A 23,799-nucleotide genomic window follows, 5' to 3' on the forward strand; every position below is an offset into this window, starting at 1 on the left:
GCGATAAAAAATTATCGTATTACATTAAAAAATCAACCCCGGAGATTGTCTCGATGCGACTTCCCCTGTTTGCGCCGGCAGCGCTGCTGCTCGGTATGACTGCTTGCGCCCATGTCCCGCCGGCGAGCCTTTGGTCGCTCAAGGACTTCGACCCGCTGACGGCCGACCCGGCGCAACTGCGCGCGGCCGTCGTGCTGCCCGTGGCGATCATGCCGAAGCCGGGCGGCGTCAAGTTCGACATCGTTCATGAGCGGAAGAACGGGGCGGAGCGGCGGGAGCTCTCGATCGCGCTCGAAGCGATCCCGACCAGCGCCGAAGGGCTCGGGCGGCTGCCGACGCCGCGGGCCGGTTCGGCGATCCACGTGTTCAGGATCCCGCCGGCCGACATCGGACGGGTCACCGCATTCCGGGCCGGCATCCTGGAGCATCGGGTGACCGAGCCGGACGCCTGGCGCGGCTCGGTCTCGATCTCCGCCGCCGGCTGCGCCGGCGGACCGCTTCCCAGCGGGCCGCTCGTCGTCGACACCTATCTCAAGACGGAGAAGACGCCCGACTTCGTGCCGCTCGTGCAAGGGTTCGATCTCAGGAGCGTCGCGGATCCCAAGGTACTCGACGCGATGGCGACGGCACCATGTGCGCCCTGAGGGCGGTCAGCGTCCCTCGCGGCGGGCGATGAAGGCGAGGCGTTCGAACAGGTGGACATCCTGTTCGTTCTTCAGCAGCGCGCCGTGGAGCGGCGGGATCACCTTTTTCGGGTCGCGCTCGCGCAGCGTCGTCTCGTCGATGTCCTCGTTGACGAGGAGCTTGATCCAGTCGAGCAGTTCGGAGGTCGAGGGCTTCTTCTTGAGGCCGGGGACGTCGCGGATCTCGAAGAAGATCCGGAGCGCCTCATCGAGCAGGCGCTTCTTGAGGCCGGGGAAATGCACCTCGACGATCGCGGTCATGGTCTCGGCATCGGGGAAGCGGATGTAGTGAAAGAAGCAGCGGCGCAGGAACGCGTCCGGCAGTTCCTTCTCGTTGTTGGAGGTGATGATCACGATCGGCCGGCGCGCGGCGCGGACCGTCTCGCCGGTCTCGTAGACATGAAACTCCATGCGGTCGAGCTCGAGCAGCAGATCGTTCGGAAACTCGATGTCGGCCTTGTCGACCTCGTCGATCAACAGGACCGGCCGGGCCTCGGATACGAAGGCCTCCCAGAGCTTGCCGCGCCGGATGTAGTTGCGGATGTCCTTGACGCGCTCGTCGCCGAGCTGGCTGTCGCGCAGGCGGGAGACGGCGTCGTACTCGTAGAGGCCCTGCTGTGCCTTCGTGGTCGACTTGACGTGCCACTCGATCAGCGGCGCGCCGAGCGCGCGGGCGACTTCCTCGGCGAGCACGGTCTTGCCGGTGCCGGGCTCGCCCTTCACCAGGAGCGGCCGTTCCAGCGTGATCGCCGCGTTGACCGCGATCCTGAGATCCTCGGTCGCGACGTAGTCCGCAGTCCCTTCGAAACGCATCGACCCGTTCTCCCGCGACCGCCCCGGGCCGCCTTGCATGGTCCATCGGCCGACGGTTCGCGCAAACCGCTCGCCACCTGTCGTCGAGGCGAACTTAGTCGGCCCGGACGGCGCTGGCCAGAACGCAGCGGCGCGCGAGCGGCGGCGCTGCGTGGCCCGCCGATCGGCTAGGCCGATTTCGCCGGGCAGATCAGGGTTGCCCGGCAGGAATTGCCGGCCGGTCGGTGCGCGGAGGCGCACAGTGCCGGTGAATCCGCGCCGTGACGCCGGAATCCCGCATTTTAGCGTCGAAAATGGCCGGATTCGGCCGGTTTCCGAGCTGGCACGATCCGTGCTGATCGTCTGACGAGAAAGTGCCGTGGGTGCGGCCGAACTGTCGACGAGGAGTATGGAATGGGTATCTTCGACGCGTTGACCACGTCGGTGGCCGGTCTGCAGGCGCAGTCCTATGCGCTGCAGAACATCTCCGGCAACATTGCCAACTCCCAGACCACGGCCTTCAAGCGCACCGACACCTCGTTCGAGGATCTGGTCGCTTCGTCGTCGCAGTCGGCGAGCCGCCAGACCGCGGGCTCGGTCATCGCCATGTCGCGATCGACGAACTCGCTGCAGGGGCCGGTTTCGTCGTCCTCGGTCAGCACGCACATGGCGATCAGCGGTGCTGGCTACTTCAAGGTCCAGGCGAAGACGGGCGAATCCGACGGCAATGCGGTGCTCTCGGGTGTCGACGTCTACACCCGCCGCGGCGACTACGCGCTCAACAAGGAAGGCTATCTCGTCAACGGGGCGGGCTACTATCTGAGCGGCTATCAGCTCGACAGCTCGACCGGCAACCCGGTCGGCGACACGGCCTCGGTGATCAAGGTCTCGACCGGCATGCTGGCCGCGAAGGAGACCGCCAAGGTCACCTACGAGGCCAACCTGCCGTCCAACCCGAGCGTCGGTACGCTGAAGACCGCCGATTTCCAGGTCAACCCGACCAACCTGCCGGCGGCCGGGGCGAAGCTGACCGCGGACTCCACCTACACGCCGATCGACACGAGTGCCGGCGGCAGCCTGAGCTTCGCGGTTACCTATGACGACGGCTCGGGCGCGGCGGCGACCACGACGACGATCAATCTCGACAGCTCGGTCGATACCGACTCCAGCGGCAAGGTCAGCCTCACCGAGGCGGTTGCGGCGATCAACGCGCAGCTCGCGACCGCCGGCGTCACCGGCGTCACCGCCTCGTCGACCAGCGGCAAGCTCGTGCTCTCCGGTGCGGCCGCGAACGCACAGAGCTCGCTCAAGGTCGATACGATCGCCACCACCGGCACCGGGCCGGCGACATCGGATCTCGGCTTCAACGTGGCCGGCCAGACCGCCAACGGTCGCGGCGTCGGCCAGAACTATGTCGCGGCGAAGGACAACGACACCTTCCAGAAGGAATCGATCAACGGCGGCTCGACCACGGCCTACGCGGCCGACGGCACCGCGCTCTCGGTCCAGCTGCGCTGGGCGCGCGTCAGCGAGAGCCCGGATACCTGGAACCTGTTCTACAAGTCGGACACGAGCGCGGTCGGCTCGACCCCGATGTGGACGAACTCCGGCCAGTCCTTCGTGTTCACCTCGGGCGGCAAGCTCGACACGACGCAGACGCCGGCGAGCGCGATCACGCTCAACAACATGACGCTGAACGGCACCAACCTCGGCAACATCAGCTTCGACTATTCGGCCGGCCTGACGCAGTTCTCCACCTCGCAGGGCACGGCCTCGATCAGCGACATCAAGCAGGACGGCCGCGCCGCCGGCACGCTGGTCAGCCTCGGCGTCAGCGCCGACGGCCGCGTCTCGGCGACCTACTCGAACGGCGAGCAGATCGATATCGCCTCGGTGCCGCTCTACACGTTCAAGGGCGAGTCCGACCTGAAGAAGCTCGACGGCGGTGCCTTCGCGGCGACCAAGGAGTCGGGCGACTCGGTGGAATCGACGCAGGGCAAGATCACCGGCCAGGCGCTCGAGGGCTCGAACACCGACATCGCGGACGAGTTCTCCAAGATGATCGTGACCCAGCAGGCCTACGCGGCGAACAGCAAGGTCATCACGACCGCCGACAGCATGATGCAGTCGGTGCTGAGCATCATCCGCTAACGGCCGGCTCGGCCGGTTCGCCGGCCTGAGCGTGGCGTGGAAACGAACCCATGGCGATCAGTACGGCCATTTCGATTGCGGTCAGCGGTCTCGGACTCAATCAGAAGGAGTCCGAGGTCGTCGCGGGCAACATCACCCGCTCGGACCAGGCCGGCTATACCGCCAAGCGGCTGTCGATCGTCGACATCCAAGGCCTCACCGGCATCGTCGGCATCAAGACCGTCGTCCAGCGCAGCATGGACGACGAGATCTACAAGCAGCTGATCGACGCCAACGCCGATACGTCCTACCTGTCGACCAAGCAGAGCTACGCCTCGCAGCTCGACCAGCTGATGGGCCAGCCGAACGGCACCGGCACGCTGACGGGCGCGTTCAAGGACTTCAACACCGCGCTACAGGCGCTGAATACGACCCCCGACGGGCTCCTCGAGCAGAAGGCGGCGGTCGACAACGCCAATGCGCTCGCCTCGCGGCTCAACGAGATGAGCCGGCAGGTGCAGTCGATGCGGTCGCAGGCGGAGACCGGCATCGCCGACGCGGTGACGCAGGTCAACCAGCTCACCGCCTCGATCGCCGAGCTCAACACCAAGATCCTGGCGCAGAACGCCGCGGGGCAGGATACGACCAACCTGCAGGACACCCGCGACCTCAATCTGAAGCAGCTCTCGTCCTATCTCGACATCAAGACGCTCGCCGACAAGAACGGCACGCTGACGGTGTTCACCGGCACGGGTATGACGCTGGTCGATGCAGGCGTGCAGACCAAGCTCGGCTTCGACGCCAAGGGCACGATCATCCCGAGCTCCTACTACACGACCGATCCGTCGACGCGCGGCGTCGGCACGATCACCGTGGAGAGCGGCAACGACAAGATCGACCTGATCGCCAACCAGACGATCCGCTCCGGCTCGCTCGCGGCGCTGATCGAGGCGCGCGACACGACGCTCGTCCAGGCGCAGAACCAGCTCGACACCTTCGCGGCCAATCTCGCCTCGGCGCTGTCGGACACGACCGTCAAGGGCACGGCCGTCACCTCGGGCGCGCAGGCCGGCTTCGATCTCGACTTCTCGGGCGTGCAGCCGGGCAACACGATGACGCTGTCCTACAAGGACAACGCCACCGGCCGCACCAAGACCGTCAGCTTCGTGCGCGTCGACGATCCGTCGCAGACGTTGACCAACACCTCGACCGCGCGGTCCGACGACACGGTTGTGCCGGTCAATTTCTCGGGCACCACCGCCTCGATCGTCAGTCAGATCCAGAGCGCGCTCGGCACCAATTTCACGGTCTCGGCGACCGGCAGCACGCTCGAGATCCTCGACGACGGCGCCTCGAACAAGGTCGATATCACGGGCTTCGACGCGCGCGCGACGGCGACCGGCCTGACCGGCCAGACCGCGCTGCCGCTGTTCACCGACGGCCCGACGAAGCCCTACACCGGCAGCTTCGAGGGCGGATCGCAGTTCATCGGCTTCTCGCAGCGGATCGCGGTCAACAAGGCGGTCGCGGACACGCCGACCAACCTGATCAACTACACCGGCACCAGCCTGCCGGCTGACTCGACCCGGCCCACGGATCTGATCGCGCGGCTGAAGAGCACGAGCTTCTTCGTCGGCTCGGAGACCGGTCTCGTGTCGGGCGGCAACGCCTTCGGCAGCACGCTGTCCGACTTCGCCGACAAGGTGATTTCGCACTGGGGCGGCGTGGTCAATGACGTCAAGACCGCCAAGGCGGCGCAGGACGTCATCCAGCAGAACCTCGAAACCCGGGTCAAGGACACGTCGGCCGTCAGCATCGACCAGGAGCTGAGCCGTCTGATCCAGATCCAGGCCGCCTACCAGGCCAACGCGCGGGTGCTGACCGTGGCGAAGGAAATGATCGACTCGCTGATGCGGGCCACCTGATCGGCGGCGAGGGAGTTAGTCCATGGCAGTGAATACGCTCGCCCCGACCGGCTACGACGCCGACATCATCCGCCAGCTCGGCCGGCTGCGCACGAACCTCGACGACGTGTCGCGCCAGATGTCGACCGGCGAGAAGGCGAGCACCTATGGCGGGCTCGGCGACGACCGCGTCGTCGCGCTGGCGTTCCAGGACCAGCTCGCGGACGTGAAGTCCTATCAGCAGACGATCAGCGTGATGGGCACGCGCTTCTCGGCCATCACCAACACGCTGAGCCAGATCGACACGGTGCGGACGGAATCGCGCAGCGGTCTCGACGAGAACCGCTTCGACCTGCTCTCGGACGGCACCACCGCCCAGCAACGCCAGTCCAAGCTCGAGGCGATCAGCCTGATCGGCCTGCTCAACACCGACGTCGCCGGCCGCTACATGTTCGCCGGCAAGCAGGTCGACAAGGCGCCGGTCGCCGACTTCGACACCATCATGAACGGCGCCAACGGCGCGGCTGGTTATCTGCAGGTTTCGAACGAGCGCCGGCAGGCCGATGTCGGCGACGGCCACGGTCGGCTGACGCTGTCGTCGGTCGCGGCGACCGCGACGATCGCCGAGGACGGCACGCATCCGTTCGGTTTCAAGCTCAATTCGGTCACATCGTCGCTCGCAAACGCGTCCGTCACCGGGCCGACCGGCACCCCGCCGTCGGTCGCGGTCGCCTTCACCGGGCAGCCGAATGCCAACGACACGATCTCGCTGACGCTGACGCTGCCGGACGGCACGAGCTCGATCGTCAAGCTCACCGCGGGCAAGGCGAACGATCCGACGCTCGGAACCTTCGCGGTCGGCACGACGCCGCAGGAGGCGTCGGACAATCTCAACAGCGTGCTCGACCAGACGATCCAGACGCTCGCCAAGACCGATCTGACGGCGGCCTCGGCGGTTAAGTCGGCGAACGACTTCTTCAATACCTACCAGGGCCAGGCGCCGCAGCGCGTCGTCGGCCCGCCGTTCGACACCGCGACGACGACGCAGAACGGTACGGCGACCGACACGATCGCCTGGTACACCGGCGACCAGACGGCGACGGCGCCGCGCAACGATCTGACCGCCCAGGTCGACGGCTCGGTTTCGGTCGGCTACGGCCTGCGCGCGAACGAAGAGGCGTTCCGCAGCGTGCTCGCCAATCTCGCGGCGACGCAGGCGGTCAACGTGTCGGGCAATACCGCGACCGACAAGGCGCTGCACGCCGCGCTCGTCAGCCGCGTGCGCGGCAATCTCGGCCAGCCGGACGGCCATCAGTCGATCCAGTCGGTGCAGATGGAGATCGCCTCCAGCAACAAGGCGATGTCGATGGCCGCCGACCGCCACAAGGCGACCTCGGGCACCTATCAGGAACTGCTCGACGGCACGCTCGGCATCGACCAGAACGCGGTCGCGACCCAGCTCCTGTCGCTGCAGACCCGCATGCAGGCGAGCTATCAGGCGACCTCGATCCTCTACAAGCTGAGCCTGACGAACTACCTGGGCTGACGCGTCATCGTCGCGCCGATCCTGAGACGACAAAGCCCGCGCGCCGGTCCCGGCCGCGGGCTTCTCTATAAGGTGAGCGCCGTCTCGGTCGCATCGGGCGACGCGAGTGCAGACCAGCCGCGTTGTCGCGAGCGCGGCGTCAGCCGCGCAGGCCCTCGGCGATCATCCGGTTGATGTTGATCAGCGCGGCGAGCTTCTTCACCTCGGGGCTGATCAGGATGTCGACGCTGCGGCTGATCACGAACACGGCGAGGTTGCCGATGTTCTGCTTGATCTGGACCGGCAGCGGATTTTCAGGATTGGTCACCGAGGCGGAGAGCAGCGTCCAGAGCTTGCGATTGTAGGTGATCGCATGGTCGAACTCGAGCCCGGCCGGATCCCAGTTGTCCGTGGCGGCCTGGAGCTTGGCGGCCGCCTTGAGCAGGAGAGAGGCTTCGAGTTCCCGCGGGTTGACCGTCGTCTGGGTCGTGCGCTGATACGCTTTCGCCGCCGCTTGGTTATGCATGACCGATCAAACGCTCCTCGAACAGAACCAGTTCTCGCGCCTGCTTGATGGCTCGATAGTATTCGCCATCCGTTACCAATGTGTTGATCGTGTCGATGATCGGAGCGGAACTCGGAGCGGCTTCAACAAATTCGCGCGCCAGCGTTTCGTATTCGCGGCGCAGCGTCTCCGGATCTCGGGAGATATACATAAGTTGTAATGCGAGATAGATCCGCCTCGCAGGCGAATTTGCCTCGGAGGCCGTGATGACGTCTTTCTCACGCAAGATTGGCGCGTCGCCTTCAATGAAAAGGCGGGTCCGTTGATTGGAATTGGTGATGACGCTGTCGCCGATGATGATGCGTTCACCGGGCTTCAGTTCGACTTTCAACGCCATGACTCTCGCCTCCGGACGGCGGACTGGTATTTCACAGCCCGAGCGCGGCGCGCGATGGCGCCGCCTCTGATCGCGGCCGTGCCGTCGTTCGTCGCGCGCCCGGGGCGGGCAGGGGACGGCGACCGGGGCCGACCGCAAATACGAGAGGCGGAGTCTCGGCCGAGACCCCGCCCCGAACGTCGTGTCGCTCCGTGTGCGCCTCAGCCGAACAGGCGCAGGACGCCCTGGTCGGCCTGGTTGGCGAGGGACAGCGCGGTCTGCGAGAGCTGCTGACGGGTCTGCAGCGCGAGCAGGTTGGCGGCTTCCTCGTTCTGGTCGGCGAGGACCAGATTGTCGGCACCGGTCTTCAGGGTGTTGATCGTCTGCTTGGTGAAGTCCTGGCGGGCCTGCACCACCGAGAGGTTCGAGCCGAGGCTGGAAGACTGGGTGCGCAGACCGGCCAGCGCGTTGGTGAGCTCGGTCAGCGAGTCGTTGATGTTCTTGTCGGTCTGGAACTTGTTCGACGACTTGTTGATGCCGAGGCCGGTCGAGCTATCGTCGACGCCGGAGATCGACAGCGAATTCTGCAGCGCGCCCGTCTTCTCGTTGAAGACGACCTTGATCGAGTCGCCCGAGAGCAGGTTCTTGCCGTTGTAGCCCGAGTCCTTCGCCAGCTGATCGATCTGGGTCAGGATCGTATCGAACTGCGCGGCGAGGGTGTTTCGGGTGGCGTTGGTGGTGCCGGTGCCGCTCAGCGCGGTCGCGCCGTTGGCGCCGACGAAGCCGAGGGCGGCGACCGAGGCGTTGGTCGCGGTGTTGTTGGTCTGCAGCGAAACCGCGTTGAGACCCACCGATTCGATCTGCAGCTTGCCGTCGCTGGTCAGGGCGGCCGTGCTCTGCAGGTTGGCGACGCCGTTGGTGGTCGCGTTGACGGCGTCGAGGATGTCCTGGACGCTGCCGACCGTGGCGGTCTGGGTGGTCGTGCCGCCGCCGGTGACGCCGGCGTAGCTGCCGGCCGCGCCGACCGTCAGGGTCAGCGTGTTGGTGCCGTCACCGATCGTGATCGTGTCGCCGGCGGTGAAGCCGAGATTGGTGGTCAGCGACGTCGCCGAGTTCAGCACCGCGGCCGAGGTGCCGGAGCCGGTGAGGCGGCCGGTCGTCGGCGAGGACTGGATCGCCTGCTTGGCGGTCGACTGGGCCGACTTCACCAGGTTGGTGATCGAGGTGATGCCGTTGTTGGCGGCGTTGATCGTCTGGATCGCGTTCGAGATACCGTCGAGCAGATCCCCCAGGTCGCCGGCGCGGTCGTTCAGCGAATTGGAGGTGAAGAAGTTCGCCGGATTGTCGAGGGCCGAGTTGACCTTCTTGCCGGTGGCAAGCCGACCCTGGGTCGTCGCGATGTTCGACGCGGTGTTCTGCAGCTGCAACAGGTTGTTGCGGATGCCCTTCGAGAGAACGATGCCAGACACGGTTGACCTCCGGTGACTGCACGAATGCGTATCTGTTAATCTGTATTGAAGTCCATTAAGGTTAATGAGTGTTTAAAGAGGTCTGAGACGGTTAAAGAACTGCGCCCCTTGTACCGAGCGGCGCACCGCGGAACGAAAAAAGGGGCCCCGAAGGGCCCCTTTGCATGTTGGTCGGTGAGACGGTCGTCGAGGCCGCGAAGCCTTCGATCAGAACAGGCGCAGGACGCCCTGGTCGGCCTGGTTGGCAAGGGACAGAGCCGTCTGCGAGAGCTGCTGACGGGTCTGAAGTGCCAGCAAATTCGCGGCTTCTTCGTTCTGATCGGCGAGGACGAGGTTATCGGCGCCGGTCTTCAGGGTGTTGATCGTCTGCTTGGTGAAGTCCTGGCGGGCCTGCACCACCGACAGGTTCGAACCGAGGCTCGAGGACTGGGTGCGGAGCGTCGTCAGGGAGTTGGTCAGCTCGGTCAGCGAATCGTTGATGTTCTTGTCGGTCTGGAAGCTGTTCTTCGACCGATTGATGCCGAGGCCGGTCGCCGAGTCGTCGACGCCGGAGATCGACAGCGAGTTCTGATTCGTGCCGGTCTTCTCGTTGAAGACGACCTTGATCGAATCACCCGACAACAGGTTCTTGCCGTTGTAGCCCGAGTCCTTCGCCAGCTGGTCGATCTGGGTCAGGATCTGGTCGAACTGGGCGGAGAGCGTGTTGCGGGTCGCGTTGGCGGTGCCGGTCGCGCTCAGCGCGGTGGCGCCGTTGGCGCCGACGAAGCCGAGCGCGGCGACCGAGGCGTTGGTCGCGGTGTTGTTGGTCTGCAGCGAAACCGCGTTCGAGCCGACCGATCCGATCTGCAGCTTGCCGTCGCTGGTCAGGGCGGCGGTGGCCTTCAGGTTCGCGGCGCCGCTCGTCGTCGCGTTAACGGCATCGAGGATGTCCTGAACGCTGCCGACCGTCGCGGTCTGGGTGGCCGTGCCGCCGCCCGTGACGCCCGCGTAGCTGCCGGCCGCGCCGACCGTCAGGGTCAGCGTGTTGGTGCCGTCACCGACGGTGATCGTGTCGCCGGCGGTGAAGCCGAGCGAGGTGGTTAGCGAGGTCGAGGAGGTCAGCGTCGCGGCCGAGGTGCCGGTGCCGGTCAGGCGGCCGGTGGTCGGAGCCGACTGGATCGCCTGCTTGGCGGTCGACTGCGCCGACTTCACCAGGTTGGTGATCGAGGTGATGCCGTTGTTGGCGGCATTGATGGTCTGGATGGCGTTGCCGATACCGTCGAGCAGGTCGCCGAGGTCGCCGGCGCGATCGTTCAGCGAGCTCGAGGTGAAGAAGTTCGCCGGATTGTCGAGGGCCGAGTTGACCTTCTTGCCGGTGGCGAGGCGGCTCTGGGTGGTTGCGATGTTGGCAGCCGTGTTCTGCAGCTGCAACAGGTTGTTACGGATACCCTTCGAGAGGACGATACTGGACACGATACAAACCTCCACACGGTGCGACCGCCTTCTGCGATCGGCTCCGGGGAGCATTAAAGGCGCGTAGCGTTAATCCAGTCTTACTCTCGTGGATTTTTTACTCTAAATGAAAACCTTAATGGATCGTAATTCTGTTTGATGCCTGTCAATAATTATCAACGACAAGTTACTTTCGCTCTCCCTCTTGGGCCTTTTCTTTTTGCGGGCAAATAAAAAGGGGCCGTTTCCGGCCCCTTTCGATGTCGTTCGATGGACTGTCGTCCGTTTCGATCAGAACAGGCGCAGGACGCCCTGGTCGGCCTGGTTGGCGAGAGACAGTGCCGTCTGCGAGAGCTGCTGACGGGTCTGCAGCGCGAGCAGGTTGGCGGCTTCCTCGTTCTGGTCGGCGAGGACCAGATTGTCGGCGCCCTGCTTCAGGGTGTTGATCGTCTGCTTGGTGAAGTCCTGGCGGGCCTGCACCACCGACAGGTTCGAACCCAGCGTGGACGACTGGGTGCGGAGCTTGTCGAGCGCGTTCGACAGATTGTTCAGCGAGTCGTTGATGTTCTTGTCGGTCTGGAAGCTGTTGGCCGACTTGCTGATGCCGAGGCCGGTCGAGCTATCGTCGACGCCGGAAATGGCGAGCGAGCTCTGCTGGCCGCCGGTCTTCTCGTTGAACGTGACCTTGACCGAGTCGCCCGACAGCAGGTTCTTGCCGTTGTAGCCCGAGTCCTTCGCCAGCTGATCGATCTGGCTCAGGATCTGGTCGAACTGGGCCGAGAGCGTGTTGCGGCTCGCGTTGGTCGTGCCGGTCGCGCTCAGCGCGGTGGCGCCGTTGGCGCCGACGAAGCCGAGGGCGGCCACGGAGGCGTTGGTCGCGCTGCTGTTGGTCTGCAGCGAAACCGCGTTCGAGCCGACCGACTCGATCTGCAGCTTGCCGTCGCTGGTCAGGGCGGCGGTGGCCTTCAGGTTCGAGGTACCACCGGTGCTGGCGTTGACGGCGTCGAGGATGTCCTGGACGCTGCCGACGGTCGCGGTCTGGGTGGCCGTGCCGCCGCCGGTGACGCCCGCGTAGCTGCCGGCCGCGCCGACCGTCAGGGTCAGCGTGTTGGTGCCGTCACCGACGGTGATCGTGTCGCCGGCGGTGAAGCCGAGCGAGCTGGTCAGCGAGGTCGAGGAGGTCAGCGTCGCGGCCGAGGTGCCCGAGCCGGTCAGGCGACCGGTGGTCGGGGCCGACTGGATCGCCTGCTTGGCGGTCGACTGGGCCGACTTCACCAGATTGGTGATCGCCTGGATGCCGTTGTTGGCGGCATTGATGGTCTGGATCGCATTGCCGATGCCGTCGAGCAGGTCACCCAGGTCGCCGGCGCGGTCGTTCAGCGAGTTCGAGGTGAAGAAGTTCGCCGGATTGTCGAGGGCCGAGTTGACCTTCTTGCCGGTGGCGAGGCGGCTCTGGGTGGTCGCAATGTTGGCAGCCGTGCTCTGCAGCTGCTGGAGGTTATTGCGGATACCCTTGGAGAGAACGATTCCCGACATGTCTGCTAGCTCCCATTCTGGGGTGGCGTGGAGGTCTTCTTCGTCCTGAAGAAGTGATCCCATTTCATGTTGGGGCTCTTGCGTAGAGGTTAATTCAATCGGAGAAATCGAAGGTCAATTCGTTTGTATTCACGCCTCGTCGACTTACGGTTAAGTCCATGTAAATTGCTCTATTGAACCGGTAATATTAACGGGCTCTCCGTTCGATTAACCATAAGGGAGAAAAACGCGGAAAGCGGCGCGCCGATCTCATCGGCCTCCGCATCGGATGTTCGAGATGTCGAAAGGAGAGGGCGCTCAGGCGCTCTTGTCGAAGCTGCGCTCGGTGCTGGCGCCGGTCTTGGCGTCGAACATGGCGCGAATGCTCGCCTTCAGGCGCAGATAGGCTTCCGTCGGCACCTGGTCGACCGTGACGCCGGAGCGTTCTTCGATGATGCGCACGACGGTGAGGCCGGTCGCGGCGTCGCGGTCGACGACGCGCTGGCGGGCTTCGGCGAGGGCCGGATCCTGCGAGGACTTATCGGTGGCGATCTGGAGGCGCACGTCTTCGCTCGCCGCGCGCTCGTCCCTGACGAGCGCGGCGGCCGTGTCGGTGGCGGCCTGAACATTCTGGCTCGCCGGCAGCTCGGTCTTCACCGTGTCGGGGGCGGGTTCTCCGCTCCTCGGCAACGGCTGGAGCGGTGTCGACGACGCCGCTCGCAGGAGTCCCGTTTCCATCTTTGCCTCCTAGGCCCTCCTGGCCCCGGCATTACGGATCACGGGCACTCTATCGCGGCGACTTGAATCATCGGTAAAGTATCATGGTAAAAATCGATGGTCCGGCTGCGGTGACACGTCGCGCCGCAAGTTGTCGAAGTCGTCCGTCAATGTGGGCCTGTCGACAGCCGCCTTCGGTCGAGTCTTGCCGATGAAGTCGTGCCTGATCGACTCGACGAAGGACTTTTCCGTTACGGCAGGAGCGACGAGCCGTTCAGAGGCTGCGGTCGTAGGCGATGCCGCGTGCGCCGCCGAGCCGGGGGGCCGCGGGTGCCGCATTCCGGCCGTAGACCGGCGGAGCGGTGCGCTTGCCGACCGCGGTCGAGACGTTGCGCACGATGGTCTCGGCGACCTCGCGCGCGGTCGCGAGCACCGCGAGATTGATTCTGAGCAGCGCCGCGAATTCTTCGTGGCGCTGGCGCAGCCGTTCGGCCGAGGCAGGCGCGAGCGAGCCGATCACCTCGGCGCTCGCCTTGAGCCGGCCGCGCAGTTTCAGGTAGGCGGCGGCGAAATCCGACTTCTCCTTCTCGAGATCGCCGGCGGCGAACAGCAGCCCGTCGCGCACCAGCGCCGTCTCGCGATCGATCACGGCGATCAGCGCGTCCATCGATCGTTCCAGCTCGGCGAGCAGGACTTCGGCCTCCTCGCTCGTCTGAACGGCGACATCGGCGGGGTTCTGGGCTGGCGGGGGGCGCATCATGACGCGCGTCCTTCCTGGAGACGGAGCAACTGATCGTAGACGGGCTTGGCAATGCCGACGCCGCCCGCACGGGTGATGGTCTTGGCGTATTCGTCGACGAGGAAGCCGCGGAACGTCTCCTCGCCGAGGCCGCCGTGGAAGGCGCCCTCGGTCGGCAGCGTCGAGAACATCTGGGACAGCATGGTGTTGAGGTAGACCTGCTCGAACTGCTGGGCCTGCGCCATGGCGCGGACCTTCGGATCCTTGGCGGCGGTGCCGGGATCCGGCATCTGCGCGAGCGCGGCAGATGGGGAGACGGCGGGCGAGGCGGGGGAGGAGATGAGGCCGATCGCCATCACATCACCTCGATCTCGGCCTGGAGCGCGCCGGCGGCCTTGATCGCCTGCAGGATGGTGATCAGGTCGCGCGGGCCGACACCGAGGGCGTTGAGGCCGTCGACCAGTTCGCGCAGCGACACGGTCGACTTCACCACGGCGAGCTTCTTCTTGGAGTCGTCGTTGACCGTGACCTGGGTGCGCGGCACCACCACGGTCTCGCCCTGCGAGAGCGGGTTCGGCTGGCTGACCTCCGGCTGCTCGGTGACGGTGACGGTCAGATTGCCCTGGGCGATCGCGACCGTCGAGACGCGGACGTCCTGGCCCATGACGATGATACCGGTCGCCTCGTCGATGACGACCTTGGCCGGCAGATCCGGCTCGACCGCGAGCTGTTCGATGTCGGTGATCAGGTCGACGATGTTGCCGTTGAACTTGGGCGGCAGGCTGAGGCGCACGGTCGAGGGGGCGATCGGCTCGGCCGCGGGGGCGCCGAGCAGATCGTTGATCGCCATGGCGATGCGGCGCGACGTCGTGAAGTCGGGGTTGCGCAGCGCCAGCCGGACCGTCGACATGGTGCCGAGCTTGAAGGCGATCTCGCGTTCGACCAGCGCCCCGTTGGCGATGCGCGCCGCGGTCGGGACGCCGCGCGTGATCGAGGCGGCGTCGCCCTTGGCGACGAAGCCGCCGACCGACAGCGCGCCTTGGGCGATGGCATAGGCTTCGCCGTCGGCGCCGAGCAGCGGCGTGACCAGCAGCGTGCCGCCCTGCAGGCTCTTGGCGTCGCCGAGTGCGGAGACATTGACGTCGACGCGCGTGCCCTGGGTGGCGAAGGGCGGCAGGTTGGCCGTCACCATCACCGCGGCGACGTTCGCCGTGCGCATGTTGGCACCGCGGGTGTTGACGCCCATGCGCTCCATCATCGCCTGCAGCGACTGCTTGGTGAAGGGCGCGTTGTTGAGACTGTCGCCGGTGCCGTTGAGACCGACGACCAGGCCGTAGCCGATCAACTGGTTCTCGCGGACGCCTTCGATGGCGGCGAGATCCTTGATTCGCGACGCGGCCGCTTCGGCCCGGTCCGGCGCGGCGGTCCAGGCGGTCAGAAAGGCTGCTGCGAATGCCACTACGGCGAAGAACTTCTGCATCGAGCGAGATCTCCCCAAATCTCGGACCTCCCTTTGCGAGGGCCGTGCCAATTCGGGAGAGCACGGTCACGAACGGGTAAGTCCTTGGGATTGCGGTCCGATCCCGATGGTCGGTCTTCGGAGCATGCGCGCGGGGTGCTCGGCAGGAAAGTCCGGTCGGGCAGGAGCTGCCGCGAGCGTTAACCCTTCGTTAACGGACTGGGCAAATCCTGCCGGGTGACGAGACCGATCGAGGGTGGGAGTACGGGCGCGTCGGACGACAGGGCAGGCCAGATGCGCATCGACGGGACGGGCAGACCGACCACCATCCAGACGGGCACCTCCGTGCGCCGCCCGGCCGGCGCCGAGGGCGGCTTCACGCTGCCTTCCGAGACGCAGGACGCCAAGGCCGCGCCGGTCGCGGTCGGCCTGACCGGCGTCGCCGATCTCGCCAGCCTGATCGCGCTGCAGCAGGTCGACAATCCGCTCGAACGTCGGCGGCGCAGCGTCAAGCGCGGCTTCGATCTGCTCGATGTCCTGGAGGGCGTGAAGATCGATCTGCTCTCCGGCAACGTCTCGGAAGAACGGCTCGACCGGCTGGTTCATCTGCTCGGCCAGCGCCAGTCCTCGGGCGACGAGAAGCTCGACGCGCTCATGGCCGATATCGAGTTGCGCGCCCGGGTCGAGCTGGCGAAGTTCGGAAAATATCCGGACTGAAAACGACGTCGCGACTGAGCGGGCTTCTTCCTCTAGATTTTTCAATCGCTTAAAGACGCGTCCGGATTTCCGGAGCGGTCATCGAAGCGTCATGCCTCCGGCGTTGTAACGGCTTGCGACCATGGCTATATTCCGCGCGAAACCGGAGGGGGACCCCCGGCAGTTGGAAGGGAAGATAATGTCGGACGTAATCGATACTGATTACCACCCGTCGGAAGACGAGCCCTTCATGAACGATCGGCAGCGCGAGTACTTCCGCAAGAAGCTGCTTGCCTGGAAGGATGACATTCTGAAGGAATCGCGAGAGACCTTGCAGCATCTCGCGGACGAGAGTCAGAACCATCCGGACCTCGCCGATCGCGCCTCGTCGGAAACCGATCGCGCCATCGAACTTCGAGCTCGGGATCGTCAACGCAAGCTCATCTCCAAGATCGACTCCGCCCTGAAGCGGCTCGACGACGGCACCTACGGCTATTGCGAGGAGACCGGCGAGCCGATCTCGCTGAAGCGCCTCGATGCCCGTCCGATCGCGACGCTGTCGATCGAAGCGCAGGAGCGGCACGAGCGCCGCGAGCGCGTCTATCGCGACGACTGAACGAACGATCACGATCGGCCACAACGCAGCCGATCACCGATGCCGCCGCATCGGAATGAACCTTTCCAGGCCGGGGCAGGCATGCCACCGGCCTTTTTCATGTCTGTCTTCCTGATCGAGCAGCGCTCGCTCGGGACGTCGATGCCGTGCGATACGAAAAGGCGCGGGATCCTGGGGAGAGGATCCCGCGCCTTCGGGGAGTGACGCGGTCGGAACGGATTTGGGGAGTGGCTCCTAACCGCGTCGGGGAGTTCGTGCCGGTCGGGGAGCCGCCGGCGCAGAGGAGGGGAGTGGAGAGGAGAGACAGGCGGGGAGGCGACGGGCGCCGTCGCGCCCCTCGTTCTTGGGAGCGGGCGCTGACGCGCCCGGGTGATCAGAACGGCATCAGCACGTCGATGATCTGATTGCCGATGCGCGGCTGCTGCACGTCGGTGAGCTGGCCGCGGCCGCCATAGGCGATGCGCGCCTCGGCGATCTTGGTGCTCTCGATCGTGTTGTCGGCGCCGATGTCCTCGGGCCGGACGATGCCGGCGACGATCAGTTCGCGGACCTCGAAGTTGACGCGGACCTCCTGGCGGCCTTCGACCACCATGTTGCCGTTCGGCAGGATCTGCGTGACCACGGCGGCGATGTTGGTGACGAGTTCCTCGGAGCGCTTCACCGTGCCGACGCCCTCGGCCGAGGAGGTCGTGTTGTTGGCGATCAGGTTCGACGCCGCGGTGCCCTTCGGCAGCAGGAACTGGTCGATCGCGGCGCCGGGCACGCCGCCGACCGAGGTGTTCTCGCCTTCGGTGCGGGTGCGCTTGGTGTCGTTGGCGATGTTGGCCTTGTCGGTGAACTGGACCTTGACGGTCAGGATGTCGCCGATCCGATGCGCGCGCTGATCCTTGAAGAAGGCGCGCGAGCCGGAGCGCCACAGCGAGTTCGGCGCATAGGCGACCGGCTCGGGCGCCGGCATCGGCAACGACACGGGCTTGTAGCCCGGCTGGGCGGTCGGGTCGGCGATCGGGTTCAGCTTCGGCGCCTGGCCGACGCTGGAGAGCCGGTCCAGCGTGCTGCCGCAGCCGCCGAGGGCGAGGGCGGCAACGAGAGCCAGCGGGGCGAAGGGCTTGATCGGGCTGAGAGACTTCACTGTGCGGCCCTCCCGAGGCTCGCGACGGTGCCGCCCGCGGCATTGACCAGGACGCGGCCGGGGCCTGCGACGGAGCCGTGGACGATACGCTTCGACTGCGGATTGATGACGGGAACGAGGTCGCCCTTGGCGCCGGACTCGAGCGCCTGACCACGGGCGGAAAGCACGAGGCCGGGGCTCTCGTAGACGATGAGCACGGTCTCGCCGCGATTGACGAGCAGCGGCCGGTTGAAGTCCGAAGGGACGACGGGCTGGCCCGGGCGGAGCTGGCGCTTCGCCGCGAGGCCGACGATCTCGGTCGGATCGACGGCGCGGTAGGCGCCGACGACGCGCTTGGGCTGGCGCTCGACCTGCACATCGTCCTTGGTGACGATCTCGCCGCGGTTCAGCGGGCGCACCAGCGTCAGCACGTCGGCGGTTTCCGACATGTCGCCGCGGACCCGGACGCGCTCGATCGAGGCGCCCTTGTCGACGGTGACCAGCGCTTCGAACCGGCCGGTCTGCGGCACCCAGGCGAGGTTGGCGATCCGGACCGGGGTCCGCGACCGGGTGTCGGCCTGGCGCGGCTCGAACGGCTGTTCGAAAGTCACCTTCAGATCGGCCGGGTCGCCCAGGGTCTGCCGCGCGCCTTCGGCCGCGATCAGCTTGAGACCTCCATGGCGCCGATCTCGCGGCCGAGCCGGGTGACCGGCACTTCGGCGACGGCCGCGCTCTCGGCCTGGGTCAGGCCGGCGGCGCGGGCGAGCTCGAGCACCTTCCAGGCCGGCACGGTGCCGGTGGTGCCGATGTCGGGGGCCCGGAACAGCGGCTTCTCGGCGACGTCGCCGGCGTTCTCGAAGAAGTCGCCGACGGTGACGACGTCGGCGACGACCTCGACCGAGAGCTTCAGCGACGGCCGCAGCTCGGCGGCATCGGCCGGGCGCAGCGTTGCGGCGAGCAAGGCGGCGGCGAGCGCCATGGCGCCGGCGCCGATCAGGTTGCGCGCCATGCGCAGCGCGGGGTCGCGATACCAGGCGGGTTCGGGACGAGCGATCATCAATCAGCCCTCCTCACTTCGGCGACACGGTCGACGACATCATCTCGTCGGCGGCGCGGATGACACGGGAGTTCATCTCGTAGGCGCGCTGCGCGGCGATCAGGTCGGAGATCTCGGTCACGGAATTGACGTTGGCGGCCTCGAGCTGCTTCTGCAGCAGCGTGCCGTAGCCCTCGTCGCCGGGGTTGGCGACCTGGGGGGCGCCCGATGAGCCGGTTTCCAGGAACAGGTTGTTGCCGATCGCCTCGAGGCCCGACTTGTTGACGAAGCGGGCGAGCTGGATCTGGCCGATGGTGGTCGGCGTCGTCGCGTTGCCGACCGTCACCTGCACCACGCCCTGGGCGTTGATGGTGAAGTTGGCGGCGTTGGCCGGAACCGTGATCGCCGGGTCGACCGAGTAGCCGTCGGCGGTGACGAGCTGGCCGGAATTGTTCAGTTCGAACGAGCCGTCGCGGGTGTAGGCGGTGCGGCCGTCGGGCAGCAGGATCCGGAACATGCCCTCGCCCTTGACCGCGACGTCCGTCTCCTTCTCGGTCGAGGACAGGGTGCCCTGCGACATGATCCGGGGGGTGGCGGCGGTGCGCACGCCGGAGCCGACCTGCACGCCGGTCGGCAGCACGTTGCCTGAGTCCGAGGCCTGCGATCCGACCCGACGCATGTCCTGGTAGAGCAGGTCCTGGAAGTCCACGCGCTGCTTCTTGAAGCCGGTGGTGCGCATGTTGGCGATGTTGTTCGACGTCACTTCGACGTTGAGTTCCTGCGCCATCATGCCGGAGGCGGCGATATAGAGGGCCTTCATCGGTTCTCTCCGCGCGCTCAGGCCACCTGGGCCAGCTTTTCGATCGCGTTCTTGCGCAGATCGTCGGTCTGCGACATCCACTGCGCGATCGCCTGGTAATTGCGGCTGACCTCGATCAGCCGCGACATCTCGACGACGGCGCGGACGTTCGACTTCTCGACCTGGCCCTGGACGAGGCGCGGGAGCGTCGCCGCCTGCGGGTTCTGGCCCTCGAACAGCGTCTCGCCGACCTTCTTGACGTCGGACTGGCGGGCGAAGTCGACCACGCGCAGCTTGCCCTTGGCGCCCTGCGAGGTGGAGATCTGACCGTCGCCGGCGATGGTGAGGTTCGCCTCGCCCGGCTGGAGCACCAGCGGGCCGGCCTCGGTGAGCACCGGATTGTTGTCGCGCGTCACGAGCGTGCCGTCGGCGCGGATCACGAAGGAGCCGTTGCGCGTGTAGCGCTCGCCCTGCGGCGTCTGCACCGCGAACCAGCCCTTGCCGTCGATCGCGACGTCAGTCTCGTTGCCGGTCTGGACCATCTGGCCGGGCTTCAGGTCGTAGACGTTGCCGTCGTCGAGCACGAAGCTCACCGGGCGATCCGAGCGCCGGTCGAACGAGTTTTCGCGGGCGGGCGGAAGCTTCTGCTCCTTCATGAGCAGCGTCTGGGCCTTGAAGCCCATCGTGTCGACGTTGGCGACGTTGTTCGCGATCAGGTCGAGCTCACGTCTGAGCGTCACCTGGCGCGACAGCCCGACGAGCTGTGCGTTTTCCATCTCGTATGCTCCCCATGACCCCGGCAAACTCCCCAGCCGCCGGGATCGTGTTAACCATAGCGAGATGCGTGCCAAGTCGAATTATTCAATGAAAACAGTGATATGATGTTACGCGGAAGGTGTTCGGGCCCGGCAAAAGCTGCCGGGCGGCAGGATCGGCAGGAATCGTTTACCGAGGTTGCCATGGGGTTAATGGTAACCGGTCGTTAACCTTTGGGGCGGCACTATCAAGGAACCGCGCGCGTGGAATCGCGCGGCTCTGAGGACGCACGAGCGGCGATGGCCAAGAAGCCCGAAAAGAAGGAAGCCGACGCGCCGGAAGGCGAAGAGGCCCAGGCCGGCGGCGGCAAGAAGAAGCTGATCATCATCGGCGGCGCCGTCGGCGCGCTGCTGCTGATCGGCGGCGGCGCCGCGTTCTTCCTGATGGGCGGCAAGAAGGAGGAGGCGCACGGCGCCGATCCCCATGCGCCGGCGGCCGCGCACGACGTCAAGAAGGAGACGCTGTTCGTCGAGCTGCCGGAGATGACGGTCAATCTCTCCACGGTCGACAGCCGCGCCACCTTCCTGAAGGTGAAGATCGCGCTCGAGGTCTCCGACAAGATGACCGAGGAGAAGATCAAGCCGGTGCTGCCGCGCGTGCTCGATGCCTTTCAGCTCTACCTGCGCGAACTGCGCTCGTCCGACCTCGACGGTTCGGCCGGGCTCTACCGCGTCAAGGAGGAACTGCAGCGCCGCATCAACGTCGCGATCTATCCGGCGAAGATCGAAGCGGTGCTGTTCAAGGAAATCCTGGTCCAGTGAGGGGCGGCAATGGCCGGGGAAGAAGATCTCGAAGACCTCGATGCCGCGTGGGGTGCGGCCCTCGCCGAGCAGAAGGGCACGGACGACGAAGATGATTTGTCGGCCGACTGGGGTGCCGCGCTCGCCGAGCAGGGCGTCGAGGGTGCGGACGACATGGTCGCCTCGCTCGCCGGCGACGATGCCGAGTTCGACCTCGACCAGGCGACCCGCGGCGGCGACCGCATCCTGAATCAGGAAGAGATCGACAACCTGCTCGGTTTCGATCTCGACCAGCAGATTTCCGGCGAGCAGTCGGGCATCCGGGCGCTGATCAACTCGGCGATGGTGTCCTACGAGCGTCTGCCGATGCTCGAAATCGTGTTCGACCGCCTCGTGCGGCTGACCACGACGTCCCTGCGCAACTTCACCTCCGACAACGTCGAGGTCTCGCTCGACAGCATCACCTCCGTCCGCTTCGGCGACTACCTGAACTCGATCCCGCTGCCGGCGATTCTCGGCGTGTTCAAGGCCGAGGAATGGGACAACTTCGGTCTGGTCACGGTCGATTCCAGCCTGATCTACTCGATCATCGACGTGCTGCTCGGCGGCGGGCGCGGCACGACGCCGATCCGCGTCGAGGGGCGGCCCTACACCACGATCGAGACCAACCTCGTGCGCCGGATGATCGAGGTCGTGCTGGCCGACGCCGAGCATGCCTTCGCGCCGCTGTCGCCGGTCCGGTTCAATCTGGAGCGGCTGGAGACCAACCCGCGCTTCGCGGCGATCTCGCGGCCGGCGAACGCGGCGATTTTGGCCGAATTCCGCATCGACATGGAAGACCGGGGCGGCAAGATCGAGGTCTTGATCCCCTATGCGACGCTGGAGCCGATCCGCGAACTTCTGCTCCAGATGTTCATGGGCGAGAAGTTCGGCCGCGACCCGATCTGGGAAGGCCATCTCGCCACCGAGATCTTTTCGGCCGAGATCGAGGTCGACGCCGTGCTGTTCGAGGAAGAGATGTCGCTCGGGCAAATCCTCGATCTCAAGGTCGGCCAGACGCTGCTGTTCGAGGTCGGCCCGCGTGACCCGGTGATGGTCAAGTGCGGCGGTATCGAGCTGACGGAAGGGCAGATGGGTCGTTCGGGCGAGAACATCTCGGTCCGGATCGCGCGCAACCTGCGTCGGCCGAAAATGACATTGGCCGCCTTCGAGAAGGCGGCCTCGCAGAAGGAGATGCAGGCGTCATGACCAGCTTGCTGCAGATCGCCGTCGAAGGCCTCGTCTCCGTGCTGCTCATCCTGACGATCGGCTACTGCATGTTGCTCAACATGCGGTTGAAGCGCTTGCGCGCGGACGAAGCCAATCTCCGGGCGACCATCTCGGAGCTGCTGACCGCCACCGAGATCGCCGAACGGGCGATCACCGGCCTCAAGCAGACCGCGTCGGATTGCGACAAGACCCTCGCCCAGCGGCTGCGCGAGGCGGAGTTCTTCTCTATGGAGATCAGCCGCGAGATCTCCGAGGGCGAGAAGGTGCTCGGCCGCATCGCTGCCATCACCCAGGCCGCGCGGGCCGCGACGACGGCCGCCCAGGCCCAGCCGGCGCCGGCCTACGCGCCGGCCGCTTACGCGCCGGCGCCCCATGCGCAGGCCCCGGTTCATCACCCCGCGGCTCACCAGCCGGCTGCCCCGGTCATGCCGCCGATCGCGCCGCGCGTGCCCGCGGCCGCACCGCCGGTCGAGGCCGTTCGGCCGGGTGACCGGCTCGGGCTTCTCAGATCGCGCGCGGCGGAAGCCGCCGAGCGCCTCGCCAACATCCGGCGTTCGACCACGGAGGCCGCATGAAATCGCCTCGCCTCATTCCCATGGTCATCCTGGCGGCGAGCCTGCTGCTGGGATTGAAGTTCCTGGCCTTCTCGCTTGCGACCGACGTGTCGGCGCAGGAGCGGATGCTGGGGGCGATCCAGTATTTCAAGGGGCCGGTCACGGTCGGCAAGGGCAAGGAAGCCAAGGTCGTCGACCCGGCGACCGGCATCGAGGTCGACCCGATCGTCACCGGATCGGGCGCGCCGCCGCCCGATGCGCATGGCGAGGCGCCGAAGGAGGGCGGCCACGACGCGCCCAAGGCGCCGGCCAAGCCCGAGTTCAAGATCACCAAGGACAAACCCGAAGAGGCCAAGCCCCTGCCGGGCAAGGACCTGCGATCCGAGATCGAGGTGCTCCAGAAGCTCGCCGAGCGGCGCAAGCAGCTCGAGGAGATGGAGCGCCAGCTCAAGATGCGCGAAGACCTCGTCAAGGCCGCCGAGGACCGCATGGGCAAGCGCGTCGACGAGTTGCAGTCGATCGAAGGCAAGATCGACGGCGACCTGAAGAGCAAGGACGACGCGAAGAAGAAGGAACTCGCCGATCTCGTGAAGATGTACGAGTCGATGAAGGCCAAGGACGCGGCGCGGGTGTTCGATCGCCTGGACGTCGGCCTGCTCGCCGATCTCGCGCGTCAGATGAACCCGAAGAAGCTCGGCGACGTCATTGCGAAGATGAGCCCGGAAGTCGCCGAGAAGCTGACTGTCGAGCTCGCCAATCGCCGGGGCGCCGAAGCCGCCGTGCCGCAGGCCGGCAAGGATCTGCCGAAGATTCAGGGCAAGAGCTGAAGATCCAGGGCAACAGCCGACCGGGCCGACCGTGCCGTCGGCTCCGGCCTCTTGCTGTGCGCGCCCTTACGGAATGCTCGCGTTTTCGCG

At 66.1% G+C, this 23,799-nt stretch carries 25 protein-coding genes; 10 read left to right on the plus strand and 15 right to left on the minus strand.

Annotation, left to right across the window (positions count from 1 at the left end):
• Positions 1–53 precede the first annotated feature (53 nt).
• Positions 54–644 carry a hypothetical protein gene (locus tag ABS361_03545; GenBank protein XBY45371.1) on the plus strand — a complete coding sequence of 197 codons (591 nt, stop codon included), beginning with the start codon at positions 54–56 and terminating at the stop codon, positions 642–644.
• A 6-nt stretch (positions 645–650) separates the two neighbouring features.
• Here ABS361_03545 and ABS361_03550 read toward each other — a convergent pair whose 3' ends face one another.
• On the minus strand, positions 651–1,496 hold the full coding sequence (locus ABS361_03550; protein XBY45372.1) for a MoxR family ATPase: 846 nt from the start codon (positions 1,494–1,496) through the stop codon (positions 651–653).
• A gap of 393 nt (positions 1,497–1,889) precedes the next feature.
• Between ABS361_03550 and ABS361_03555 the strand changes: the two genes are divergently transcribed.
• From ABS361_03555 to ABS361_03565, 3 genes are read left to right on the plus strand one after another with little or no spacing between them, the layout of a single operon-like run.
• On the plus strand, positions 1,890–3,626 hold the full coding sequence (locus tag ABS361_03555) for a flagellar hook-basal body complex protein (protein ID XBY45373.1): 1,737 nt from the start codon (positions 1,890–1,892) through the stop codon (positions 3,624–3,626).
• Positions 3,627–3,676: 50 nt separating this feature from the next.
• Positions 3,677–5,530, plus strand: a complete 1,854-nt coding sequence (gene flgK / locus ABS361_03560) for a flagellar hook-associated protein FlgK (GenBank protein XBY45374.1) — start codon at positions 3,677–3,679, stop codon at positions 5,528–5,530.
• Between the two features lie 22 nt (positions 5,531–5,552).
• Entirely contained in the window at positions 5,553–7,055 is a 1,503-nt protein-coding gene (locus ABS361_03565; GenBank protein ID XBY45375.1) for a flagellar biosynthesis protein FlgL, read from the plus strand.
• Between the two features lie 139 nt (positions 7,056–7,194).
• Here ABS361_03565 and flaF read toward each other — a convergent pair whose 3' ends face one another.
• The 9 genes from flaF to ABS361_03610 form a co-directional block, all read right to left on the minus strand.
• A complete protein-coding gene (gene flaF / locus ABS361_03570) occupies positions 7,195–7,560 on the minus strand; it encodes a flagellar biosynthesis regulator FlaF (protein ID XBY45376.1) in 366 nt (121 codons plus the stop codon).
• Positions 7,553–7,936: a flagellar biosynthesis repressor FlbT gene (gene flbT / locus ABS361_03575; GenBank protein XBY45377.1), complete on the minus strand. Its 384-nt coding sequence runs from the start codon at positions 7,934–7,936 to the stop codon at positions 7,553–7,555. The genes flaF and flbT overlap by 8 nt, the downstream gene beginning before the upstream one ends.
• A 200-nt stretch (positions 7,937–8,136) precedes the next feature.
• Entirely contained in the window at positions 8,137–9,384 is a 1,248-nt protein-coding gene (locus tag ABS361_03580) for a flagellin (GenBank protein ID XBY45378.1), read from the minus strand.
• 207 nt (positions 9,385–9,591) lie between these two features.
• Positions 9,592–10,836 (minus strand): flagellin, encoded by a 1,245-nt coding sequence (locus tag ABS361_03585; protein XBY45379.1) that lies wholly within the window; start codon positions 10,834–10,836, stop codon positions 9,592–9,594.
• 270 nt (positions 10,837–11,106) lie between these two features.
• A complete protein-coding gene (locus tag ABS361_03590) occupies positions 11,107–12,351 on the minus strand; it encodes a flagellin (GenBank protein XBY45380.1) in 1,245 nt (414 codons plus the stop codon).
• A gap of 297 nt (positions 12,352–12,648) precedes the next feature.
• Positions 12,649–13,068 (minus strand): hypothetical protein, encoded by a 420-nt coding sequence (locus ABS361_03595; protein XBY45381.1) that lies wholly within the window; start codon positions 13,066–13,068, stop codon positions 12,649–12,651.
• A 253-nt stretch (positions 13,069–13,321) separates the two neighbouring features.
• Positions 13,322–13,807: a flagellar protein FlgN gene (locus tag ABS361_03600; GenBank protein XBY45382.1), complete on the minus strand. Its 486-nt coding sequence runs from the start codon at positions 13,805–13,807 to the stop codon at positions 13,322–13,324.
• Entirely contained in the window at positions 13,804–14,142 is a 339-nt protein-coding gene (locus tag ABS361_03605) for a rod-binding protein (GenBank protein XBY45383.1), read from the minus strand. Before ABS361_03605 ends, ABS361_03600 begins: the two co-directional genes overlap by 4 nt.
• Complete coding sequence (locus tag ABS361_03610) at positions 14,142–15,266, minus strand: flagellar basal body P-ring protein FlgI (protein ID XBY45384.1); 1,125 nt, start codon at positions 15,264–15,266, stop codon at positions 14,142–14,144. Before ABS361_03610 ends, ABS361_03605 begins: the two co-directional genes overlap by 1 nt.
• A 273-nt stretch (positions 15,267–15,539) precedes the next feature.
• Here ABS361_03610 and ABS361_03615 point away from each other — a divergent pair, with 273 nt between their 5' ends.
• Together ABS361_03615 and dksA are read left to right on the plus strand one after the other, a co-directional pair.
• A complete protein-coding gene (locus tag ABS361_03615) occupies positions 15,540–15,962 on the plus strand; it encodes a flagellar assembly protein FliX (protein ID XBY45385.1) in 423 nt (140 codons plus the stop codon).
• 178 nt (positions 15,963–16,140) lie between these two features.
• Positions 16,141–16,557, plus strand: a complete 417-nt coding sequence (gene dksA / locus ABS361_03620) for an RNA polymerase-binding protein DksA (protein XBY46799.1) — start codon at positions 16,141–16,143, stop codon at positions 16,555–16,557.
• Between the two features lie 373 nt (positions 16,558–16,930).
• Here dksA and flgH read toward each other — a convergent pair whose 3' ends face one another.
• From flgH to flgF, 5 genes are read right to left on the minus strand one after another with little or no spacing between them, the layout of a single operon-like run.
• The gene (flgH, locus tag ABS361_03625) at positions 16,931–17,689 is read right to left on the minus strand and encodes a flagellar basal body L-ring protein FlgH (protein XBY45386.1); all 759 of its coding nucleotides are present in this window, start codon (positions 17,687–17,689) and stop codon (positions 16,931–16,933) included.
• The gene (gene flgA, locus ABS361_03630) at positions 17,686–18,279 is read right to left on the minus strand and encodes a flagellar basal body P-ring formation chaperone FlgA (protein ID XBY45387.1); all 594 of its coding nucleotides are present in this window, start codon (positions 18,277–18,279) and stop codon (positions 17,686–17,688) included. Before flgA ends, flgH begins: the two co-directional genes overlap by 4 nt.
• Positions 18,280–18,329: 50 nt before the next feature.
• On the minus strand, positions 18,330–18,725 hold the full coding sequence (locus tag ABS361_03635) for a hypothetical protein (protein XBY45388.1): 396 nt from the start codon (positions 18,723–18,725) through the stop codon (positions 18,330–18,332).
• A 13-nt stretch (positions 18,726–18,738) separates the two neighbouring features.
• On the minus strand, positions 18,739–19,524 hold the full coding sequence (gene flgG, locus ABS361_03640; GenBank protein XBY45389.1) for a flagellar basal-body rod protein FlgG: 786 nt from the start codon (positions 19,522–19,524) through the stop codon (positions 18,739–18,741).
• Positions 19,525–19,541: 17 nt separating this feature from the next.
• Complete coding sequence (gene flgF / locus ABS361_03645; protein ID XBY45390.1) at positions 19,542–20,279, minus strand: flagellar basal-body rod protein FlgF; 738 nt, start codon at positions 20,277–20,279, stop codon at positions 19,542–19,544.
• Between the two features lie 279 nt (positions 20,280–20,558).
• On the opposite strand from flgF, the gene ABS361_03650 reads away from it, so the two are divergent.
• From ABS361_03650 to ABS361_03665, 4 genes are read left to right on the plus strand one after another with little or no spacing between them, the layout of a single operon-like run.
• Positions 20,559–21,080, plus strand: coding sequence for a flagellar basal body-associated FliL family protein (locus ABS361_03650; GenBank protein XBY45391.1), 522 nt, complete (start codon positions 20,559–20,561; stop codon positions 21,078–21,080).
• 9 nt (positions 21,081–21,089) lie between these two features.
• Positions 21,090–22,307 (plus strand): flagellar motor switch protein FliM, encoded by a 1,218-nt coding sequence (gene fliM, locus ABS361_03655; GenBank protein ID XBY45392.1) that lies wholly within the window; start codon positions 21,090–21,092, stop codon positions 22,305–22,307.
• Positions 22,304–22,903: a DUF6468 domain-containing protein gene (locus tag ABS361_03660; GenBank protein XBY45393.1), complete on the plus strand. Its 600-nt coding sequence runs from the start codon at positions 22,304–22,306 to the stop codon at positions 22,901–22,903. Before fliM ends, ABS361_03660 begins: the two co-directional genes overlap by 4 nt.
• Positions 22,900–23,709, plus strand: a complete 810-nt coding sequence (locus tag ABS361_03665; GenBank protein ID XBY45394.1) for a hypothetical protein — start codon at positions 22,900–22,902, stop codon at positions 23,707–23,709. The genes ABS361_03660 and ABS361_03665 overlap by 4 nt, the downstream gene beginning before the upstream one ends.
• Positions 23,710–23,799: the final 90 nt, after the last annotated feature.

The sequence above is a fragment of the Ancalomicrobiaceae bacterium S20 genome (assembly GCA_040269895.1).
GTDB classification, from domain to species: Bacteria; Pseudomonadota; Alphaproteobacteria; order Rhizobiales; family Ancalomicrobiaceae; genus Methyloraptor; species Methyloraptor flagellatus.

Bases quoted from the DNA above. Each gene is read 5' to 3' on its own strand.
- ABS361_03545 (XBY45371.1), top strand. From the start codon at position 54: ATGCGACTTCCCCTGTTTGCGCCGGCAGCGCTGCTGCTCGGTATGACT.
- ABS361_03550 (XBY45372.1), bottom strand. From the start codon at position 1,496: ATGCGTTTCGAAGGGACTGCGGACTACGTCGCGACCGAGGATCTCAGG.
- ABS361_03555 (XBY45373.1), top strand. From the start codon at position 1,890: ATGGGTATCTTCGACGCGTTGACCACGTCGGTGGCCGGTCTGCAGGCG.
- flgK (XBY45374.1), top strand. From the start codon at position 3,677: ATGGCGATCAGTACGGCCATTTCGATTGCGGTCAGCGGTCTCGGACTC.
- ABS361_03565 (XBY45375.1), top strand. From the start codon at position 5,553: ATGGCAGTGAATACGCTCGCCCCGACCGGCTACGACGCCGACATCATC.
- flaF (XBY45376.1), bottom strand. From the start codon at position 7,560: ATGCATAACCAAGCGGCGGCGAAAGCGTATCAGCGCACGACCCAGACG.
- flbT (XBY45377.1), bottom strand. From the start codon at position 7,936: ATGGCGTTGAAAGTCGAACTGAAGCCCGGTGAACGCATCATCATCGGC.
- ABS361_03590 (XBY45380.1), bottom strand. From the start codon at position 12,351: ATGTCGGGAATCGTTCTCTCCAAGGGTATCCGCAATAACCTCCAGCAG.
- ABS361_03595 (XBY45381.1), bottom strand. From the start codon at position 13,068: ATGGAAACGGGACTCCTGCGAGCGGCGTCGTCGACACCGCTCCAGCCG.
- ABS361_03600 (XBY45382.1), bottom strand. From the start codon at position 13,807: ATGATGCGCCCCCCGCCAGCCCAGAACCCCGCCGATGTCGCCGTTCAG.
- ABS361_03605 (XBY45383.1), bottom strand. From the start codon at position 14,142: ATGGCGATCGGCCTCATCTCCTCCCCCGCCTCGCCCGCCGTCTCCCCA.
- ABS361_03610 (XBY45384.1), bottom strand. From the start codon at position 15,266: ATGCAGAAGTTCTTCGCCGTAGTGGCATTCGCAGCAGCCTTTCTGACC.
- ABS361_03615 (XBY45385.1), top strand. From the start codon at position 15,540: ATGCGCATCGACGGGACGGGCAGACCGACCACCATCCAGACGGGCACC.
- dksA (XBY46799.1), top strand. From the start codon at position 16,141: ATGTCGGACGTAATCGATACTGATTACCACCCGTCGGAAGACGAGCCC.
- ABS361_03635 (XBY45388.1), bottom strand. From the start codon at position 18,725: ATGATCGCTCGTCCCGAACCCGCCTGGTATCGCGACCCCGCGCTGCGC.
- flgG (XBY45389.1), bottom strand. From the start codon at position 19,524: ATGAAGGCCCTCTATATCGCCGCCTCCGGCATGATGGCGCAGGAACTC.
- flgF (XBY45390.1), bottom strand. From the start codon at position 20,279: ATGGAAAACGCACAGCTCGTCGGGCTGTCGCGCCAGGTGACGCTCAGA.
- ABS361_03650 (XBY45391.1), top strand. From the start codon at position 20,559: ATGGCCAAGAAGCCCGAAAAGAAGGAAGCCGACGCGCCGGAAGGCGAA.
- fliM (XBY45392.1), top strand. From the start codon at position 21,090: ATGGCCGGGGAAGAAGATCTCGAAGACCTCGATGCCGCGTGGGGTGCG.
- ABS361_03660 (XBY45393.1), top strand. From the start codon at position 22,304: ATGACCAGCTTGCTGCAGATCGCCGTCGAAGGCCTCGTCTCCGTGCTG.
- ABS361_03665 (XBY45394.1), top strand. From the start codon at position 22,900: ATGAAATCGCCTCGCCTCATTCCCATGGTCATCCTGGCGGCGAGCCTG.